The sequence below is a fragment of the Chryseobacterium mucoviscidosis genome (genome assembly GCF_002177115.1).
In the GTDB taxonomy this organism is placed as follows: domain Bacteria; phylum Bacteroidota; class Bacteroidia; order Flavobacteriales; family Weeksellaceae; genus Chryseobacterium; species Chryseobacterium mucoviscidosis.
Genome location: NZ_MVAG01000114.1, coordinates 248601 through 263417, shown reverse-complemented (window position 1 = coordinate 263417; position 14817 = coordinate 248601). Strand labels below are relative to the sequence as shown.

Genomic DNA, 14817 nt, shown 5'->3' with positions numbered 1-14817 from the left:
GCAATGGTGGCCGCAGTGAAGAGGCCCAGGCGACTGTTTATCAAAAACACAGGACTCTGCTAAATCGAAAGATGCTGTATAGGGTCTGACACCTGCCCGGTGCTGGAAGGTTAAGGAAGGGCGTTAGCGTAAGCGAAGCGTTTGACTGAAGCCCCAGTAAACGGCGGCCGTAACTATAACGGTCCTAAGGTAGCGAAATTCCTTGTCGGGTAAGTTCCGACCTGCACGAATGGTGTAACGATCTGGGCACTGTCTCAGCCACGAGCTCGGTGAAATTGTAGTATCGGTGAAGATGCCGATTACCCGCAATGGGACGAAAAGACCCTGTGAACCTTTACTATAACTTCGTATTGACTTTGAGTAAGTAATGTGTAGGATAGGTGGGAGGCTTTGAAGCAGGCACGCTAGTGTTTGTGGAGCCGTCGTTGAAATACCACCCTTTACTTACTTGGAGCCTAACTTCTTTCAGAAGGACATTGCGTGGTGGGTAGTTTGACTGGGGTGGTCGCCTCCAAAAGAGTAACGGAGGCTTTCAAAGGTACCCTCAGCACGCTTGGTAACCGTGCGTAGAGTGTAATGGCATAAGGGTGCTTGACTGTGAGACCTACAAGTCGATCAGGTGCGAAAGCAGGACATAGTGATCCGGTGGTTCCGTATGGAAGGGCCATCGCTCATAGGATAAAAGGTACTCCGGGGATAACAGGCTAGTCTCCCCCAAGAGCTCACATCGACGGGGAGGTTCGGCACCTCGATGTCGGCTCGTCACATCCTGGGGCTGGAGAAGGTCCCAAGGGTTGGGCTGTTCGCCCATTAAAGTGGCACGCGAGCTGGGTTCAGAACGTCGTGAGACAGTTCGGTCTCTATCTATTGCGGGCGTTAGATGTTTGAGAGGGCTTGATTCTAGTACGAGAGGACCGAATTGAACAAACCTCTGGTGTATCAGTTGTACCGCCAGGTGCACCGCTGAGTAGCTATGTTTGGAAGAGATAAGCACTGAAAGCATATAAGTGCGAAACTCGCCTCAAGATGAGACATCTTTTAAGGGTCGTGGGAGATGACCACGTTGATAGGCTACAGGTGTAAAGTTGGTAACAGCATAGCCGAGTAGTACTAATTACCCGTAGATTTATAGCCTATTCATAAGTAATGAGTAATAGGTAATGAGCAATCATGCTTATCATAACTTAGCTTAAGTATTTATAAGTGCAACACTGGTTTTGCCTTTGTGATGAAATTTACCGATAAAAAGCTAATGGCCAATGGCAATACGCCAATAGCCAACAGCTATATACAACCTTTAGGGTGGTTTTAGCGGTGGGGCTCACCTGTTCCCATTCCGAACACAGAAGTTAAGCCCACCAGCGCCGATGGTACTGCGACAAGCGGGAGAGTAGGTCGCCGCCAGTTTTTATTTAAAAGTCTCATAGAAATTAATCTATGAGACTTTTTTTTTGCGTATAACTCAATTATAATCCTATTCCCCAAACGTAAGAAAACTTCAGAAGAAACAAGGGAAAAGAGCCAAGTAACAAGTATAAAGTAACAAGTAAAAAAAGAAAAGTAAAGAAACCCGAGGATATAATCATTTATCATTTATCACTCATCAATGATCTTTCATTACTCATTACTCATTACTCATTACCCATTAATTATCAATATTGTTTGCCATTCCTAGCCCCGATAGAAACGGATACCCCGCAGCGGGAACAGGAAAAGTGAGGGCATTAACCCGGGAAGCAGGGCGCGAGGAGTAAAAGTGGATAGCGGGATAAAGCTCCTGAAAATAGGATCTGCGTTTGAGAACAAATTATTATAAAGCGCATATTTTTTATAAAGTCTTACTTGTTGATTTGGCTAACTAGCAATATATTTGAATAGAATTAAGACAGTGTATATGTGCAGATACGCAGGAAAAACATATAAATCTCATTTTGTATGTTTCAAATGTAGAAAGTCTTTTAAGCAGACTCATTCTTCTGATATTATAGAAAGGATCAGAGATGATAAAAATTTTCATAAGATTAATGGATTCAATATTCGAAATGTCTCGTCAATTTTTGTAAAAAAAGATCAAGATCAGTTAGAAAAAGTAATTTCAGAAATAGAAAACCGCGTGATAAAATGTCCTGAATGTTCAAGTTTGATGGCAGATTTAGGACTGGATTTTAAAGCACCAAAGATAAACGCTGTTAAAGAATGGAAAATTGTTGAAAGTCTTTATAGAATCGGGAAAGTTTTCCATTCTTGTGGTTGTGAAGGGTCAGGTTGTATTCCGCAAAATCTGAAAGATTATGAAGAATATTTGATCGATAGGTTGGAAATGTATAAGAATTATCAGAGTGTTTATCAAAATTCATCTGAAGAGGATTTTCCTGATAAAATGGAAAGAGTCATTTATTGGTCTCAAAAAATAATTCGAGTACAAGATGAAGTTCTTCGTTATGGATTTGACTTTCGTTGATTTCGTTACATAACCCTATGAGTTTCAGAATATCAAATAAGTCTTATAATTAATAATTCTCCTCAGATTTTTAGAATTTTTTTAAAAAATATTGTCAATGAAAATTATTTATCGTAATATTGCGATATAGTTTTAAATATGGGAGTTACAAAAACAGATTTTTTTACAGATGAACAAAACAGAATTTCTACCATTGCAAAAGCTTTAGGGCATCCTGCGAGAATCGCTATCATTGAATATTTGCTGAAGGTAAATGAGTGCATCTGCGGAGATATTGTCAATGAACTTCCTTTGGCACAGCCTACAGTTTCCCAACATCTGAAGGAATTAAAAAATGCAGGACTCATCAAAGGAAATATTGAAGGAAATTCTATCTGTTACTGTATTGATGAGAATGCATTTGAGGTACTGAATGTATTTTTTTCAAAAGTAATTTCTACTGTTAAAAAGCAAAAATGCTGTTAAAATTTTTTTGTCTTCAATTATCGTAATATTGCGATATTATAATATATGATTAATTATAATTTTTAAACAATTAAAAAGAAAAATATGACACTTGAACAGATCAAAAATATCCTTCCAACGTTGGATAATGTTGAATTTCAGTTGGAAAACGGAACTTTTGTACCGGAACATTTTCATGTAACAGAAATAGGGATGGTAAGCAAAAATTTTATCGATTGTGGTGGAACCATCAGAAAAGAAGAAAAAGTTAATTTTCAGCTTTGGAATGCAGAAGATCATGAGCATCGTCTGAAGCCGGGGAAACTTCTTCATATTATTCAGCTTTCGGAAGAGAAACTGGGCATTAAAGATTTAGAGATTGAAGTGGAATATCAGGATACAACGATTGGTAAGTATGACCTTGAATTTAATGGAAAACATTTTATCCTTAAAAATAAAAAGACTGCCTGTCTTGCACAGGATTCATGTGGAATTCCGCAGGAAAAGGAAAAATTAAGTCTGAAAGAGCTTGGTCATAAAACATCTCAATGCGCTCCGAACTCGGGATGCTGTTAATTTAAAGTAACTGTATGAATCCGAAATTATCTGTTTACCTAGAAAAAGTTCTTCAGCAAAAAATCAGCGAAGAGCGAAAAGTGGTTTTAAAAAGTCTCACTGACTATATTCAGCAAAAAACGGGAGAGAATAAAGAAGTGCGCCTTAATTTTATCTGTACTCACAATTCGCGCAGAAGCCATTTGTCACAGATTTGGGCACAGGTTGCAGCACATTATTATGAAATCCCGAATGTACAATGTTATTCGGGAGGAACGGAAGTTACCGAACTGTTTCCGAAAATTGCGGAAACTTTATCTGATGCAGGTTTTGAGATCTGGAAATTAAGTGAAACTAAGAATCCTGTATATGCCATAAAATTTGATGAAAATACATTGCCTTTGATTGGTTTTTCCAAAAAATATGATGATCCGTTTAATCCTGAACGTGGTTTTGCCGCTGTAATGACCTGTTCTTCTGCCGATGAAGGCTGCCCGTTTATTCCCGGAGCCGAAAAAAGAGTTCCGCTTACTTTCGAAGATCCTAAAGTTTCGGATAACACTCCCCAACAAACTGAGGTTTATGAAAAAAGAAGTCTGGAGATTGCTTCAGAAATGTTTTATGTATTTTCTCAAATAGATTGTAGATGAATCCTAAATTAAAGTTTTTAGACAGATATTTAACGCTCTGGATCTTTCTGGCAATGATTGTCGGCGTTTCTTTGGGTTACTTTTTTCCTGAAATTTCCCGGGTTACGCAATCTGTTTCTTCGGGAACCACAAATATTCCTTTGGCAGTCGGATTAATTCTCATGATGTATCCTCCTTTGGCAAAAGTAGATTACAGTCTCCTTCCACAGGCTTTTAAAGATAAAAAAGTAATCTCAGTTTCTCTGTTTTTAAACTGGATTGTGGGACCTGTTTTAATGTTTGTTCTTGCGGTAATTTTTCTTAAAAACGAACCGGATTACATGATCGGTCTTATCCTGATTGGTTTGGCAAGATGCATTGCCATGGTAATTGTCTGGAACGATCTCGCAAGAGGAAATCGTGAATATGCTGCTCTTTTGGTGGCATTGAACAGTGTTTTTCAGATTTTTTCCTACAGTTTTTTTGCGTGGCTTTTCATTAATGTGCTTCCTGAGAAATTAGGTCTTGGAAATTTCAGTATTTCCGTGCCAATGCGTGAAGTCACGGAAAGTGTACTTATCTATCTCGGAATTCCGTTTCTGGCCGGATTTTTATCTCGCTATCTTCTTATTTCATTTAAAGGAAAAGACTGGTACAACAGGAAATTTATTCCGGTAATTTCTCCGATTACTTTGTATGCTTTATTATTTACGATTGTGCTGATGTTCAGTCTTAAAGGAGATCAGATTCTGGAACTTCCGATGGATGTGGTGAAAGTGGCAGTTCCGCTGATTATTTACTTTATTATTATGTTTTTTATCAGTTTTCTGATGAATAAAATGATGAAAGTTCCTTATGATAAGAATGTTGCAATTGCTTTTACAGCTACCGGAAATAATTTCGAACTGGCTATCGCAGTAAGCATTGCTGTTTTCGGAATTCATTCTGCGCAGGCTTTTGTAGGAGTTATTGGTCCTTTGGTAGAAGTTCCGGTTCTTATTCTTCTGGTGAAGGCAAGTTTATATTTAAAACAAAAATAGAGTAATCTGTAGTTAAAAATCAGTTTTAAAATCATTATTCCGGATGCTGAAATCTCGGTGAAAATTTCGTACTTTTGGCATGAAAAATTTCTAAAACTAAAAGTAAAATGGACATTATTTTCGACCTGATTGAAAAAGAAAGACAAAGACAAACTCATGGCATTGAGATGATTGCATCGGAAAACTTTGTTTCTGATAATGTAATGAAAGCTATGGGAAGCGTATTGACTAATAAATATGCTGAAGGATATCCCGGAAAAAGATATTACGGAGGTTGTGAAGTCGTAGACGAGGTTGAAACTCTTGCGATCAATAGAGCTAAAGAGCTTTTCGGTGTAGAGTATGCAAATGTTCAGCCCCATTCCGGATCTCAGGCGAATGCGGCAGTTTACTTGGCAGTTTTGAAACCCGGAGATAAAATAATGGGGATGGATCTTTCCATGGGAGGTCACCTTACGCACGGTTCTTCGGTTAATTTCTCAGGAATTCAGTATGATGTGGTTTCTTACGGAGTTCAGAAAGAAACTGGTCTTATCGATTACGATCAGATGAGAGAAGTGGCTTTAAGAGAAAAACCTAAAATGCTTATTGCAGGTTTCTCTGCATATTCAAGAGATCTGGATTATGCAAAATTCAGAGAAGTTGCTGATGAAATTGGAGCTACACTTTGGGCAGATATTGCTCATCCTGCCGGTTTGGTGGCAAAAGGTCTTTTAAATAATCCTTTTGAACACTGTCATGTAGTAACCACGACCACTCACAAAACGTTGAGAGGACCAAGAGGAGGGATGATCATGATGGGGAAGGATTTCGAAAATACGTATGGTCATAAAACGCCAAAAGGAGAAACTAAGATGATGAGTCAGGTTCTGGACGGAGCTGTTTTCCCGGGAATTCAGGGAGGTCCGCTGGAACACGTTATTGCGGGTAAAGCAGTTGCTTTCGGAGAAGCTTTGGACGATCAGTTCTTAACATACGCGAAGCAGGTTCAGGCTAATGCACAGGCTTTGGCAAAAGCAATGATCGACAGAGGGTTTGATATTGTAAGCGGTGGAACAGACAACCACTTAATGTTGGTAGATCTTAGAAATAAAAATGTAAACGGTAAAGAAACAGAGAAAGCTTTGGTTCTTGCAGACATTACCTGTAACAAAAATATGGTTCCTTTTGATGATAAATCACCATTCACCACTTCAGGAATCAGATTAGGAACGGCTGCTATTACGACAAGAGGTCTGAAGGAGAATGATATGGATACCATTGCAGGATTAATTTCTGATGTGGTAGATAACATCAAAAATGAAGAAGTAATTTCTTCGGTAAGAAAAAAAGTAAATGAATTAATGGAAGGTAAAGCTTTATTCAACTATTAATTTTCAAAGAAATAAATAATAAAGAATGGGCTTTTGCTCATTCTTTTTTGTGTAAAAAATATATGGAGAAGAAGTCTTTCACTTTTGATGAGATTAAACTGAAACTGGTAAACTATTGTGTGTATCAGGATCGCTGTCATGCAGAAGTTGAGCAGAAAATGAGAGAATTTCTTTTAATTGATGAAGCGAAGGAAGAAATTATGCTTTATCTGATGAAAGAAAACTATCTGAATGAAGAACGGTTTACGCGAAGCTACATCAGAGGTAAGTTTTACATCAAACATTGGGGAAAGACGAAAATTAAAATTCATCTGAAACAAAAACAGATTTCCGATAAATTAATCAGTATATGTTTTGATGAAATTCATGAGGATGATTATGAAAAAACGATCCGTAAAATTTATCAGGATTACTATGATAAGCAGAGTGGATTGAAGGATTATCAAAGAAAAGCAAAAACAATCAAATATTTAATAAGCAGAGGCTTTGAATATGAGAAAATTATTGATAATTTTGGAGCCGCATAAATGATAAAATTGTTTTATTTTGAAAGAAGAAAGAATCTGGCTTTCACCACCACATATGGGAGGGACGGAGCTGAAGTATATACATGAAGCATTCGATACCAACTGGATTTCTCAGTTGGGAAACAATATAGATGTTTTTGAAAAGGATCTCGAAGAATATTTGGGAGAAAATACCTGTGTAACTGCTCTTTCTTCCGGAACTGCTGCCATTCATTTAGCTTTACGATTATTAAATGTGGAAAAGGGAGATTTTGTAATCTGCCAGTCTTTTACTTTTGTGGCATCTGTAAATCCTGTTTTATATTTAAATGCCATTCCGGTTCTTGTAGACAGTGAACCTTCTACTTTGAATATTTGCCCTAATGCATTGGAAGATGCTGTAAAATATTGTCTGCAGAAAGGAAAAAAGCCCAAGGCAATTATTGCAGTAAGTCTTTATGGAATGCCCTTTATGGTGGATGAAATTCTGGAAATTTCAAGAAAATATGATATTCCTCTCATTGAAGATAGTGCAGAAGCTTTAGGAAGTAAATATAACAATCAGGCATGTGGAACTTTTGGCGATTTATCTATTATAAGTTTCAATGGAAATAAAATTATTACGACTTCTGGAGGAGGCATTCTTATTTCAAAGAATAAATCTGCTAAAGACAGAGCCCTTTATCTTGCCACACAGGCAAAGGAAAATGAGGATTTTTACAGTCATTCTGAAGTAGGCTATAATTATCGGATCAGCAATATACATGCAGGAATAGGAAGAGGACAGATGGAGGTTCTTGAAAAAAGAATACAGTCGAGAAGAGAAAACCATATATTCTACGAGGATTTATTTAATCATTTTGATGATGTGAATTTATTTTCTGAGCCTTCTGAAAAATTTTATTCAAATTATTGGTTAAATGTGATTTTAATTGATGGTTTACACTGGAATAAAGAAAAATTGAGAAATATATTTTCTGAGAATAATATAGAAACCAGATACTTGTGGAAACCGATGCACTTGCAGTCATTATATAAAGAGTGTGTTTTTTTTGGAAACAATATTTCTGGTACTTTTTTTGATAAAGGTTTGTGCCTTCCTTCGGGAAGTAATATTACAGAAAAGTGTAAAGAGAGAATTACCAGAACATTATATAATTACAGAAATTAAATTTGTTATTAATTCAAAAATCGATGAAATTTTATTGTAATTTTACACGAAAATAAATGGGTTTGTTTTTTGCCCGATATTAAATTTTGAAATACATGAACACAAATATAGACAATGTACGATTCTCTTAGAAAGAAAGTTTTTGGAGGAGATAATGTTGTCAGTCTCTCTGATGTAAGATATTTGCCCAGATGGATAATATTAATAATTGATATTATTATTCTGGTAGTATCGTTATTTTTATCTACCTATATTATAGAAAAAATTACCCAACGTGAATTTATCTATGATGATAAAAGTCTTGTATTTTTATCTATTATCGTTATCAACGCCTTATTCATGTATGTTTTTAAAACATATGCAGGAATTATAAGGCATTCTACTTTTACAGATCTTTTTAAACTTTTGACGTCCTGCTTCTGTACAATGGTTACAGTAGCTACAATTAACATCTTTTATTTCTGGATCACCGGCGGAAAATTTATTTTAACGCCCTATCTGATATTGTATTTCATCATCTCGTTTATGGGATTGTTTCTTTTCAGATTATATGTGAAAGAATTTTTTCATATCGTAAGAGAATATAGAAGAAGTACACTTAAAAAGAGAATTCTTGTTTTAGGAATCGATGAGCAGTCTATCGCCATTGCGAGAGCTATTTTAGACAATCCAAGCCTTCCTTATCATGTAGTAGGTTTTTTAACCCAGAGAACAGATTCTAAAAGAGCATCGTTGTTAGGAAAGCCAATCCTTTCAAAGGAAAAAATTGAAAAACATTCGAAAGAAGAACTTTTAGTTGACGGAGTGATCATTATAAAAGAAATGATGTCTAAAGATGAAATGAATTCCTGGGTAAATTTATTTCTTGAAAAAGATTTCAACATCTTTAAAGCTCCTTCCGTTCAGAAACTTAGAGACAGTGATCTTGGAGGTTCCATCAGAAATCTTCAGATCGAAGATTTGTTGAACAGAAAACCAATTAAAATTGAAAGTGAAGATGTGCGAAGCAGACATTTTAACAAGACAATTTTAGTAACCGGAGGTGCAGGTTCTATTGGGAGCGAAATTGTCAGACAGGTTGCACAATTTAATCCTTCTCTTATCGTTGTATTAGATCAGGCTGAAACGCCTCTGTATGATATAGAGCTTGAAATGAGAGAAAAATTTCCTCATATCACTTTTAAATTTGTATTGGCGGATGTTTCCAATAAGCATAGAATAGAACCATTGTTCCAAACCTATAATTTTTCTATGGTTTATCATGCTGCGGCATATAAACACGTGCCATTGGTTGAAGAAAATCCACACGAAGGAATTATAGTGAATGTATTAGGTTCAAGGATCATTGCAACACTTTCTAGTAAGTATAATGTGAACAGGTTTGTAATGGTATCAACAGATAAAGCTGTAAATCCTACCAACGTGATGGGAGCTTCAAAAAGAGCTGCGGAATTATTTGTTCAGTCTTTACAAAATGTGGAAGGAAACAAAACCAAATTTATTACAACAAGATTCGGAAATGTTTTAGGATCTAACGGATCGGTAATCCCACATTTTAAAAAGCAGATTGAAGCAGGAGGTCCCGTTACGATTACGCATCCTGATATTGTAAGATATTTTATGACGATTCCGGAGGCTTGTGAACTTGTTCTTCAGGCCGGAACCATGGGACACGGCGGGGAAATTTTCGTTTTCGATATGGGAGAACCCGTAAAAATTTTGGATCTCGCGAGAAGAATGATAAAATTATCAGGATTTGAGCCTAATATTGATATTAAAATTATTTATACAGGTTTAAGACCCGGAGAAAAGTTATATGAAGAGCTTTTGAGTGATGATGCAAAAACATTGCCGACTCATAACGAAAAGATTATGATCTCAAAAGATCCGAGTATGGTATTTTCTGAAATTGAATCTATGGTTAATCTGGTTACCAAAGCTGCTATCAAAAGAGATAAGGTAGAAGTCGTAAGAATTTTGAAAACCATAGTTCCGGAATTTAGAAGTAACAATTCTATTTATGAAATACTGGATAAATAGAAAAATAATAAATGTATATTTGTACAATTTTAAAATATGATGAAAGGTAAAATACTGGCTGTATTACTGGCAGTTACATTAGTTTCGTGCAAAACAAATCCCAACGCACACAACGATCTGAATTATATGCAGAATATAGAAAATGTTGCAATAGAAGCTTCTGCTAAAAATTCTCAAAATACAATTCAATCGGGAGATCAGCTTGTTATTCTTATTACGGCTAAAGATTTAGATGTTGTTAAACCATTTAATCAAAATTTCTCATCTTCAGAATTTGTTCAGAATAATACATTTGCAGGTGGAAATACTCCTGGTCAAGGATCAACAACTATTTCAGGACCAACTTATATTGTAGATTCAAATGGAGATATAGATTTTCCAATTTTGGGAAAACTCAATACAACAAACAAAACCTTAGTCCAGTTCAAAGAGGAATTAAGTAACAGAATGAAAGAATTTGTTATTAATCCTACGGTATCTGTAAGACTTACCAACTTTAAAATTTCAATTTTAGGCGAAGTAAACAGGCAAGGTGATTATATTGTAACAAACGGACAGGCAACTATTCTAAATGCCTTAGCAATGGCTGGAGATCTCACTACCTATGGAAGAAGAGATGATATCCTGATAATAAGAACAGAAAATGGACAAATTACTCATGGAAGAGTAAATGTGCAGGATGCCAATCTTATTAATTCTCCTTACTATAATCTAAAACAGGGTGATGCTATAATTGTATCTGCGAACAATACAAAAGATGTAATCTCAAAACAGAATCCGAATACACCTCTTATTTTATCTGCAATTTCTATCGGTGTAACAGCAATTGCAGTTGTGATAGGTCTATTTAAGAAATAAAAATGATGGAACAACAAAATATTAATTCAACAGAAATTGATACAGAATTTAATGTTAGAGATATAATCCAACCTTATTTAAAGCGTTGGATTTGGCTTGTTGCTAGTGTTATAATATCACTAGCTCTTGCATACTTATATCTTAAAAGACAAGTTCCAATTTTTGAAGTCGCTTCAACAGTACTTATTAAAGACTCAAAATCAAATAATGTAGGAACACAGGATTTTGCTGTTTTAAGGGATATCTCCGGTATTGGTAAAATAGGGAGTAATGGAGTTGAAAATGAAATGGAAATTTTCAAGTCTAAAAAACTTGTACGCGAAGTTGTAAAAAGTCTTGGCCTTGAAACCAATATTTACAACGGAGATTTGAAACATGAAATTTACGGTGAATCATCGCCGATAAAGGTTAGAGTTTTACAAGAAAAAGATATAAAAGGAAAAGTTTCAAGACTTGTAAATTTAAAAATTAACGGAAATCAACTAAAACTTTATTCTGAGAGTTTACCTACAATTAATGCTACCTTTAATAAGGTTATTAGTCTACCTTTTGCTAATATAATGATTCTTAAAAATGAGAATTATAAAAAAGATAAGAGATTAGATGAGATTATATTAGATATTTCTACCATAGATTCCAGAACTGATGATTATCAAGCTGCTTTAAATGTATCGCTTGTAAATAAAGACGCTACTGTTATCAAGCTTGCTATGAATTATGCAGATGTTGATAAAGCGAAAACGATGATCAATAAATTAGTTCAGGTATACAATGAGGATGCAATTGAAGATAAAAATACAGAATTTAGAAATACAGCTAAATTTATTAGTGAAAGAATAGACCAGGTGGGCAAAGATTTGGGAGAAGTTGAAAATCAAAAGGAAAGATTTAAGCAAAGTAACCAAATATCCGATATAGAAACAGAGGTTAAATTAGGTTTAGAAACAAATGCAGAAGCCAAAAGTAAAGAGCTGGAAATTAATGCGCAGCTTGAACTTACAGATGCTTTGTTGGGTTATGTGAGTAATCAGAATTCTTATCAGACATTACCAGGTAATCTAGGTTTAAACAATCCTAGTGCAACTACCAATATTTCTTCGTATAATCAATTGGTATTGCAAAGAAATAAACTTCTTCAAAGTGCAACACCGGAAAACCCTCTGGTTGTTGATATTACGAAACAAATCAATAACATTAGAAATTCTGTTATTCAAAGTTTACAGAAAAATAAAACAGGACTTCAATTAGCTAAAAGCGGATTATCATCCGAACAAAACAGTATCTCTGGTAAAATTGCTAAAGTACCGGTTCAGGAAAAACTCTTTAGAAGTATAGAAAGACAGCAGCAGATAAAAGAATCATTATATCTTCTCTTATTACAGAAAAGAGAAGAAACAGCTATATCAATGGCGGTTACTGCACCTAAGGCAAGAGTTGTTGACAAAGCTTTTGTAGGAATGAAAGTTGCGCCTAGAGGAATGGTAATTTTACTTTCCGGATTTTTAATAGGCTTTTTGATTCCAATCGCTATTATTTATCTTCAACAGTTATTCAATGATAAGGTAAAAACAAAGCATGATCTTGAAAAATTAACGAAAAGAAAACCAATCATAGGAGAAATTCCTAGTATGGAAAGAGGTCAGGATGAATTGGTTAAAATGAATGATCTTTCGCCGATGGCAGAATCTTTCAGAATTTTAATTACCAACATGAATTTCATGTTTCCTAAAAATATTAAAAAAGGAAGAACTGTATTTGTAACCTCTACGGTTAAAGGTGAAGGTAAGACACACGTATCGGTAAATCTTGCTCTAACCATGGCTACTCCGAAGAAGAAGATTATCATTATTGGTTCAGATATAAGAAATCCGCAGCTACAAAGATATAATACAGCAAGAAAAGGTTTAGCCGGATTAACTGAGTTTCTTTATGATGATCAGGTTTCTGTAGAGGATATTGTTCACCAAAGTGCTTTTAACCCTTATTTGGATGTAATCTTCTCCGGAAGTATTCCTCCAAATCCAACCGAATTGTTATCTAACGGAAGATACGAGGATCTTCTTGCAGACCTTCAGGGGACTTATGATTACATTATTATTGATACGGCTCCGTTAATGTTGGTAACAGATACTTTACTGATTGCAAATATGGCAGATGTTACTTTGTACGTAACAAGATCAAGACATACTGAAAAGTCTTTGATCGATTTTGCTAACAAACAAGTAGAAGGACATAAAATTAAAAATGTTGCATTTGTATTAAATGATGTAAATAAAGAATACTTTGCTTATGGAAATAAGTATGGATATGGATATACAGCAACAGATGACAGAAACTTTTTCGATAAGGTAAAAAGTATTTTTACTAAAAATGATGAAAACAAATAAAAATTATAAAATTGCTGTAATCGGTCAGGGTTATGTTGGACTTCCTTTAGCTTTGGAATTTTCAAAACACTTACCTGTTTATGGTTTTGATATTAATAAGCTTAGAATTGAAGAACTGAAAAATGGTGAAGACCATACGTTAGAAGCCGATTCTCAAGAAATTAAAGAACTTTTGCGAACAGCTTCTGAAACCAATTTTAAAAAAGGATATTTCCCCTCTTATTCTCTTGAAGAAATCTCAGAAGCAAATGTATATATCGTAACCGTTCCTACACCAATAGATCGATTTAATTCTCCCGACCTTACCTTGCTGATAAAAGCAAGTGAAATGTTAGGAAGAATCCTTAAGAAAGATGATATCGTGATTTATGAATCTACTGTATATCCTGGATGTACAGAAGAAGAATGTATTCCGGTATTAGAAAAAGAATCTGGATTAAGACTAAATGATGATTTTTTTGTAGGTTATTCACCTGAAAGAATTGTTCCCGGAGATAAGATAAATACTTTAGTAAAGATTAAAAAAGTTACCTCAGGTTCTACACCGGAAATTGCTGAAGATATAGATAATTTGTATCAACTAATAATTAAAGCAGGAACCCATAAAGCGCCAAGTATTAAGGTCGCAGAAGCTTCAAAAGCAATTGAAAATGCTCAGCGGGATGTAAATATTTCCTTTGTAAACGAGTTAGCATTAATATTCGACAGAATTGGTATAGATACTCATGATGTTTTAGAAGCAGCCGGCACAAAGTTTAATTTTTTAAAATACCGTCCCGGGTTAGTGGGAGGACACTGTATTTCTGTTGATCCGTATTATTTAGCTCATAAAGCAGGACAGCTTGGCTATCATCCACAGGTCATTTTAAGTGGCAGAAGAGTAAACGATATGATGCCTGAATTTATTGCAGGAAAAGTTGTTAAGTTAATGATTCAAAAAGGTATTCAGGTTAAAGATGCAAATGCTTTAATTTTAGGAATTACTTTTAAAGAAAATTGTCCGGATATCAGAAATACGAAAGTTATAAACATCTATTCCGAGCTTAAACAATATGGTCTTAATGTGGATGTTTATGATCCATGGGCGGATAAATTGGAAGTGAAATCTGAATATAATATTGAAACTCTTGAAAATATCATTCAAGATAAAAAATATGAGGTTGTTGTTTTGGCAGTTTCACATAATGAATTTAAATTGCTCAATATTGCTTCATTAAAAGCTGATAGTTCTATATTATTTGATGTGAAAGCATTTTTAGATAGAGATTTAGCAGATGCCCGATTATAAAATATATTGAATCTACATGTAAGAATCACTATATATAGTAGAGATTGAATTAGAATATCTAAATA

12 protein-coding genes and 2 rRNA genes are annotated in these 14817 nt (G+C 34.9%); all 14 read left to right on the top strand.

Annotation, left to right across the window (positions count from 1 at the left end):
• Positions 1-1134 (top strand): 23S ribosomal RNA (locus B0E34_RS10840); the annotation flags it as partial.
• A gap of 164 nt (positions 1135-1298) precedes the next feature.
• Positions 1299-1407, top strand: a 5S ribosomal RNA gene (gene rrf / locus B0E34_RS10835).
• A gap of 487 nt (positions 1408-1894) precedes the next feature.
• Complete coding sequence (locus tag B0E34_RS10830; protein ID WP_087709367.1) at positions 1895-2461, top strand: hypothetical protein; 567 nt, start codon at positions 1895-1897, stop codon at positions 2459-2461.
• 138 nt (positions 2462-2599) lie between these two features.
• Positions 2600-2926 carry an ArsR/SmtB family transcription factor gene (locus tag B0E34_RS10825; RefSeq protein ID WP_087709365.1) on the top strand — a complete coding sequence of 109 codons (327 nt, stop codon included), beginning with the start codon at positions 2600-2602 and terminating at the stop codon, positions 2924-2926.
• A gap of 84 nt (positions 2927-3010) precedes the next feature.
• Positions 3011-3481: a DUF6428 family protein gene (locus B0E34_RS10820; protein ID WP_087709363.1), complete on the top strand. Its 471-nt coding sequence runs from the start codon at positions 3011-3013 to the stop codon at positions 3479-3481.
• A gap of 14 nt (positions 3482-3495) precedes the next feature.
• Positions 3496-4110 (top strand): arsenate-mycothiol transferase ArsC, encoded by a 615-nt coding sequence (locus B0E34_RS10815; RefSeq protein ID WP_087709362.1) that lies wholly within the window; start codon positions 3496-3498, stop codon positions 4108-4110.
• Positions 4107-5129 carry an ACR3 family arsenite efflux transporter gene (arsB, locus tag B0E34_RS10810; protein ID WP_087709360.1) on the top strand — a complete coding sequence of 341 codons (1023 nt, stop codon included), beginning with the start codon at positions 4107-4109 and terminating at the stop codon, positions 5127-5129. The genes B0E34_RS10815 and arsB overlap by 4 nt, the downstream gene beginning before the upstream one ends.
• 107 nt (positions 5130-5236) lie before the next feature.
• Positions 5237-6502, top strand: a complete 1266-nt coding sequence (gene glyA / locus B0E34_RS10805; protein ID WP_087709358.1) for a serine hydroxymethyltransferase — start codon at positions 5237-5239, stop codon at positions 6500-6502.
• 62 nt (positions 6503-6564) lie between these two features.
• Positions 6565-7029, top strand: coding sequence for a regulatory protein RecX (locus B0E34_RS10800; protein ID WP_185117456.1), 465 nt, complete (start codon positions 6565-6567; stop codon positions 7027-7029).
• A gap of 19 nt (positions 7030-7048) precedes the next feature.
• Positions 7049-8179 (top strand): DegT/DnrJ/EryC1/StrS family aminotransferase, encoded by a 1131-nt coding sequence (locus tag B0E34_RS10795; protein WP_228423056.1) that lies wholly within the window; start codon positions 7049-7051, stop codon positions 8177-8179.
• 114 nt (positions 8180-8293) lie between these two features.
• Positions 8294-10219, top strand: coding sequence for a polysaccharide biosynthesis protein (locus B0E34_RS10790; protein WP_087709354.1), 1926 nt, complete (start codon positions 8294-8296; stop codon positions 10217-10219).
• 36 nt (positions 10220-10255) lie between these two features.
• The gene (locus B0E34_RS10785) at positions 10256-11077 is read left to right on the top strand and encodes a polysaccharide biosynthesis/export family protein (protein ID WP_228423055.1); all 822 of its coding nucleotides are present in this window, start codon (positions 10256-10258) and stop codon (positions 11075-11077) included.
• A 2-nt stretch (positions 11078-11079) separates the two neighbouring features.
• Positions 11080-13464, top strand: coding sequence for a GumC family protein (locus B0E34_RS10780; protein ID WP_371263849.1), 2385 nt, complete (start codon positions 11080-11082; stop codon positions 13462-13464).
• On the top strand, positions 13448-14752 hold the full coding sequence (locus B0E34_RS10775; protein ID WP_371263848.1) for a nucleotide sugar dehydrogenase: 1305 nt from the start codon (positions 13448-13450) through the stop codon (positions 14750-14752). The genes B0E34_RS10780 and B0E34_RS10775 overlap by 17 nt, the downstream gene beginning before the upstream one ends.
• The last annotated feature ends 65 nt before the right edge of the window (positions 14753-14817 follow it).

Coding starts and splice junctions, on each gene's coding strand:
- glyA (WP_087709358.1), top strand. CDS start 5,237: ATGGACATTATTTTCGACCTGATTGAAAAAGAAAGACAAAGACAAACT.
- B0E34_RS10830 (WP_087709367.1), top strand. CDS start 1,895: ATGTGCAGATACGCAGGAAAAACATATAAATCTCATTTTGTATGTTTC.
- B0E34_RS10825 (WP_087709365.1), top strand. CDS start 2,600: ATGGGAGTTACAAAAACAGATTTTTTTACAGATGAACAAAACAGAATT.
- B0E34_RS10820 (WP_087709363.1), top strand. CDS start 3,011: ATGACACTTGAACAGATCAAAAATATCCTTCCAACGTTGGATAATGTT.
- B0E34_RS10790 (WP_087709354.1), top strand. CDS start 8,294: ATGTACGATTCTCTTAGAAAGAAAGTTTTTGGAGGAGATAATGTTGTC.
- B0E34_RS10775 (WP_371263848.1), top strand. CDS start 13,448: ATGATGAAAACAAATAAAAATTATAAAATTGCTGTAATCGGTCAGGGT.
- B0E34_RS10800 (WP_185117456.1), top strand. CDS start 6,565: ATGGAGAAGAAGTCTTTCACTTTTGATGAGATTAAACTGAAACTGGTA.
- B0E34_RS10785 (WP_228423055.1), top strand. CDS start 10,256: ATGATGAAAGGTAAAATACTGGCTGTATTACTGGCAGTTACATTAGTT.
- arsB (WP_087709360.1), top strand. CDS start 4,107: ATGAATCCTAAATTAAAGTTTTTAGACAGATATTTAACGCTCTGGATC.
- B0E34_RS10780 (WP_371263849.1), top strand. CDS start 11,080: ATGATGGAACAACAAAATATTAATTCAACAGAAATTGATACAGAATTT.
- B0E34_RS10815 (WP_087709362.1), top strand. CDS start 3,496: ATGAATCCGAAATTATCTGTTTACCTAGAAAAAGTTCTTCAGCAAAAA.